Here is a 3,550-nt window from a genome sequence, read left to right as displayed (position 1 = left end):
GGGCCCCGGGCGCTCACCCCGCGGCGGCAGGGTGAAGCTGTTCTCTCCCAAAAGGTCGAACACCGCGACCCGCCGCTCCTGCTCGATCTCGGGGGTCGGCGGCGGCAGGTTGGCGTCGTTCAGGACGATCTGGGAGATATGGCTCATGAGCAAGGTCCTACACCGGGCCCGAAAGGCTTAACGCGGGGGATCGGGCACTGCAATGCGGAGCCTGCGCCGGGGCCGGATGTTTCGCGCATAGAGGGATTCATGCTACGGTTGGTCATTTCCAGGATGATTTTCTCAGGAGCATTGCGATGGCGCGGCGGGCAATCATCCTCGTTCCCGGTTTCGGGCACAAGGAGCACAACCAGGCGCGCGACCGGCTGGTGCGGGCCCTGCAGAACTACACCACCGGCTGGCGGGTCGAGCAGACCGACGACGGCGCGGGCCCGGGCAACGGCGCCACCGGGCTGCATGCCACCTGCCGCTGCGGCGGCGCCACGCAGGAGATCGACGTCTACGAGGCCTATTGGGGCGACCTGCTGCCGGACTGGAGCAACGAATCCCCCTGGGCCCGGTTCAAGCGTGGTTACATGCTGATCCGCTACTGGCTGACCGGCGGCGTGGGCGGCTGGATCTCGCGCCGCGAGGCGCCGCCCAACACCGCCTGGGCGATGCTGCTGGCGGCGGTGGTGCTGGCGCTGTGGTGGATCGTGGTGGGCATCTTCGTGCTGCGGGCCATCGAGAGCGGCGTCATCGCCATCCCCGAGACGCTGGCGAGCATCGCGTGGGTGCAGACCGCGTGGACGACGCTCACTGGCTGGACCGGCACGGTCCTCGGCTCGGTCTTCGTGGCGCTGCTGCTCTGGGTCTGGAGCCTCGGCTGGCTCGAGCGCTTCGCCAATATCTCGGCCTACACCAAGGCCTATCTCCGCGACGAGGTCTTCGGCGACGACGACGTGGGGCTCCGGGCCAAGGCCAAGCGGCGGGTGCTGGAGGTGCTCGACCGGGCGGCGGGGATCACCGGCCCAGACAGATATGACGAGATCTACGTGGTGGGCCATTCGCTGGGCGGCGCCATCGCCGCCGATGCGCTCTCCGAGAGCGGGGATGTGCTGGCGCACACGGTGCTCTTCACATGGGGCTCGGCGCTGGGGCTCTTGGTGCAGCAGGAGCCGATGGTCGAGGTCAGGATCGCCACGTTCTACACCGCCGCCCCGCCGGTGCAGGGCTGGATCGACGTGGTGCTGCCATGGGACATGATGGGCTCGCAGGTGCCGGTGCCGCGGTGCTTCGACGACGCGTCGGAGCCCGGCAGGCGCCACCCTCCGAAGTTCCCCGACGCGGTGCGGCCGCGGCTGCCCAGGGGCACACACCCGTTCGAGATCGTGCGGGTCCACGAGGCCTATTACCGATGCGAGGCGGCGCTGCTGATGCTGGTGGCACCGGAAAGCACCCTGCCCCGCCGCGCTGCGCAGGCGGCGGTGTCCGCAGCGCCTCCCGCGCCGAAGGGCCGGCCCGCCTGAGCGGGCCCGGCCTCAGCCGTTCAGCTTGCGCAGCCGGGCGGTGACCGAAAGTCCGTGGGCCTGCAGGCTCTCCGAGGTCGCCAGAACCTCGGCGGCCGGGCCGATGGCGTTCAACGCCTGTGGCGACATCTGCGCCAGCGTGGTGCGCTTGAGGAAGTCGAGCACCGAGAGCCCCGACGAGAACCGCGCCGAGCGCGCCGTGGGCAGCACGTGGTTGGGCCCGCCGACGTAATCGCCGATGGCCTCAGGGGTCCACTGGCCGAGGAAGATCGCGCCGGCGTGGTGGATCTTCTCCGACAGCGCCATCGGGTCGTCGACGCAGAGCTCGAGGTGCTCGGGTGCCACCCGGTCCGACAGCGCCGCCGCCTCGTCGAGATCCCGCGCCACGATCACCGCGCCGAAGTCGCGCCAGCTGGCGCCCGCGATGGCGGAGCGCTCGAGCACTTCGAGCTGACGTTCGATCTCGGCGGCGACGACGCGCCCGAACGCCGCGTCGGTGGTCACGAGGATCGACTGCGCGCTCTCGTCGTGCTCGGCCTGGCTCAGCAGGTCCAGCGCCACGAACTCGGGATCGTTGTTGCCATCGGCGATGACGAGAATCTCGGAGGGGCCGGCAATCATGTCGATGCCCACCTTGCCGAACACCCGCCGCTTCGCCGCGGCGACGAAGGCGTTGCCCGGGCCGGTGATCTTGTCGACCGGCGGCACGGTCTCGGTGCCGTAGGCAAGCGCGGCGATGGCCTGCGCGCCGCCGAGCCGGTAGATCTCGTCCACGCCCGCGATGCGCGCCGCAAGCAGGACCAGCGGGTTCACGACCCCGTCCGGCGTGGGCACGGTGATACAGAGCCGCTCGACCCCGGCCACCTTGGCAGGGATCGCGTTCATCAGGACCGAGGACGGATAGCTGGCAAGCCCGCCAGGAACGTAGAGCCCCGCCGCTGCCACCGGCGTCCAGCGCCAGCCCAGCGTTGCGCCATCGGGGTCGGTCCAGAGCGCGTTCTCGGGCATCTGCCGCACATGGTAGGCACGGATGCGCTCGGCCGCGGTCTCGAGCGCCAGCCGTTCGGCCTCGGGGACGCGGGCGCATTCGGCCGCGATCTCCTCGGGGGTGAAGGCCAGCCGGTCGGCGGTCAGTTCCAGACGGTCGAAGCGCGCGGTGAGGTCCAGAAGCGCCGCATCGCCGCGCGCCCGGACATCGGCGATGATCCCGGCGACGGTGTCGTCGACATCGGGGCTGTCCTCGCGCTTGGCGCCGAGGAGCCGTGCGAACTCGATTTCGAAATCCGGCTCGGTCGTGTCGAGAAAGACGGGCATTGCGGTTCCTTTCCAAGACGACCCGCGCGGCAGCGCCGGGCCGCGGCCTCTCCCTTGGGCCGGATGCGGACGGTTTCCGATCCGCTTTAGAGCGCCGGGCCGGTCACCTCAAGCCCGCCCGGCCCTTTCGCCATTGGCCGGCATGCGCCAGCGGCGGCACCCACGAGGGGCCCCGCCGCGGGACGCGCCCTCAGGCGCCGTGGTCCGGCAGCTTGCCCGAGACCGCGGCGTAGGGACGGGTCACGTCGCGCAGCCCCAGTTCCAGCGCCTCGACCTCGGCCCGCAGCGCGCCGTCGCCCGCCAGCGTGAAGACCACGTGGCCGGCGCCGTCCTCGCCCGGCTCGAAACCGACCGAGAGCACCGAGAGCCCCATGTCCGGCGTGTCGCGCGCGACGCCCTGGCTCGAGACGCCGAGTACGTTCTCGACCGTGACCAGCGTCCGCACCCGCTCTGGTGGCGAGACATGCACGCCGTCCTCGCGCCGCACCCGGTTGACCAGCAGGCCAAGACGGCGGTGCCGTTTCTGGAAGGCGATGTCGGAGACAGTCAGCACCGCGTCCTGCAGCAGCGCCGAAAGCACCTGCAGGTCGTCGGGGTCCATCGCGCCAAGGTTCAGCGGCCCGCCGCCGGCGTCTTCGAATTTCGCGTCGGTCATTCGCCCCTCACCCGTTCGATGCGGGCTCCCACGCCCTGCAGCTTGCGCACCACCTGCTCGTAGCCGCGGTCGA

Annotated in this window: 4 protein-coding genes; 1 reads left to right on the top strand and 3 read right to left on the bottom strand. The window is 70.7% G+C overall.

The annotated features are described in order from the left end of the window. A partial coding sequence (locus HC022_RS21375) for a UPF0262 family protein (protein WP_175583679.1) occupies nt 1–147 on the bottom strand: 147 nt, incomplete at its 3' end. A gap of 149 nt (nt 148–296) precedes the next feature. Here HC022_RS21375 and HC022_RS21370 point away from each other — a divergent pair. Further along, nucleotides 297–1,508 (top strand): alpha/beta hydrolase, encoded by a 1,212-nt coding sequence (locus HC022_RS21370; protein ID WP_167453761.1) that lies wholly within the window; start codon nt 297–299, stop codon nt 1,506–1,508. Nucleotides 1,509–1,520: 12 nt separating this feature from the next. Here the strand turns inward: HC022_RS21370 and hisD are convergent, their stop codons facing one another. Next, the gene (gene hisD / locus HC022_RS21365) at nt 1,521–2,822 is read right to left on the bottom strand and encodes a histidinol dehydrogenase (protein WP_167453760.1); all 1,302 of its coding nucleotides are present in this window, start codon (nt 2,820–2,822) and stop codon (nt 1,521–1,523) included. A 190-nt stretch (nt 2,823–3,012) separates the two neighbouring features. Further along, the gene (locus tag HC022_RS21360; RefSeq protein ID WP_167453759.1) at nt 3,013–3,477 is read right to left on the bottom strand and encodes a DUF2948 family protein; all 465 of its coding nucleotides are present in this window, start codon (nt 3,475–3,477) and stop codon (nt 3,013–3,015) included. Nucleotides 3,478–3,550 lie beyond the last annotated feature (73 nt).

Origin of the sequence: Salipiger sp. HF18 (assembly GCF_011806505.1) — a bacterium.
In the GTDB taxonomy this organism is placed as follows: domain Bacteria; phylum Pseudomonadota; class Alphaproteobacteria; order Rhodobacterales; family Rhodobacteraceae; genus Salipiger; species Salipiger thiooxidans.
This window is presented reverse-complemented; position numbering and strand designations above follow the sequence as displayed.